The following is a 1,202-nucleotide window of genomic DNA, read 5'->3' as shown; positions in this document are numbered from 1 at the left end:
CTTCCCTCAGCAAGATCCGCAAGGTATCCTGGTCCACGGGGCACCTCCTCGTGCTAAGGTGTGCCCCCCTATTAAACACGGACCCTTACACATAACCCAAGTTGCTACCCAGCCATCTTCTGGGTCAGGAGACTGATGTTATGGGCCAGGACGAAGGTGAGAACTTCCTTCGTGTGCTACTTGATCTGTCCCCCCAGGGTGTGAAAAAAGAGGGGGTGCTATGCCACAAGACCGTGAGCACCCCCTCTACCATCTTGACGCAGAGACCCTCATCGTGGCTACCTACATTTGGGTGGATGACGAACTCAAAGCCCTCGTCGCTCAAGGTTTCAAGCTCCCCAAAAAGCAAAAGCACCAAAAGGCCACCCTGGCCGAACTCCTGGCCCTCGCCATCTTCCTCCTCCGCAAGATGTTCCCCTACGGGGAAGCAGCCAGGGCCAGGACCTCGCCAAAGGCTACCTCGCGGCCAAGACTACCCTGAAGGCTTACTTCCCCTCCCTCCCCCACCTCTCCCGTTTCTACCGGATCCTCCAGAAGGCTCATGGGCTGCTGGCCCACCTCGCCTTAAAGCTCTCCGGGGGACAAGGCCTGCTCCAGGTGGTAGACCTCAAGCCCATCCCCCTGGCCCACGGCCACCGTATCCACGGCCTCTCTCTTCCTGAGGCCGCGGTGGGGGTGGGTCCCCTGGGAGCCTTTGGCGGGTACGTCCTTGTGCCGGTGATGAACGAGCGGGGCCTCTTCTTTCGTTGGACTCTTCTTCCCGGGAATGCCCGGGAGACCTGGGCAGGGGAGCTTCTGGAGGGTTTGCCCGCGGTCCTTGGTGACCGGGGTTTTCGCTGGGTCCAGGGGGTCAAGACACCTTCCTACCGGCTTAGGGGAGGAAAGGTGGTGGAGACGGGGTGGAGAGAGTGGATGGGGAGGGTACGCAACTGGATCGAGACCCGGTTTAGCGTGATGGTACGCTCTTTGGGGCTTCACCGGATAGAGGTTCGGTCCTACTGGGGTCTAGTGGCCCGGGTGAACCTCATCCTGCTGGTCCACAACCTCATCCGTAGCCGGGTGCTCTTGAAAATGGCTAGGGGGGAGCTATGAGGTAGCACACGAAGGACTTTGATGACGAAACCCTCCTGGGTCACGGCGTGGATGCGCCTGGGGAAGAGGTGATGGAGCATGCTCCCCACCGTCTCCACCACCCTCCGCCC

2 pseudogenes are annotated in these 1,202 nt (G+C 60.6%); one reads left to right on the top strand and one right to left on the bottom strand.

What is annotated here, in order from left to right:
• Positions 1 to 220: 220 nt before the first annotated feature.
• A pseudogene (locus BLP62_RS14520) lies at positions 221 to 1,092 on the top strand (transposase family protein).
• On the opposite strand, the pseudogene BLP62_RS14560 reads toward BLP62_RS14520, so the two are convergent.
• A pseudogene (locus BLP62_RS14560) lies at positions 1,077 to 1,202 on the bottom strand (IS982 family transposase); the annotation flags it as partial. The pseudogenes BLP62_RS14520 and BLP62_RS14560 sit on opposite strands and share 16 nt — an antisense overlap.

Source organism: Thermus arciformis (assembly GCF_900102145.1).
Taxonomy (GTDB): domain Bacteria; phylum Deinococcota; class Deinococci; order Deinococcales; family Thermaceae; genus Thermus; species Thermus arciformis.
The sequence above is the reverse complement of the archived record's forward strand: the minus strand, read 5'-3'. Positions and strand labels throughout refer to the sequence as shown.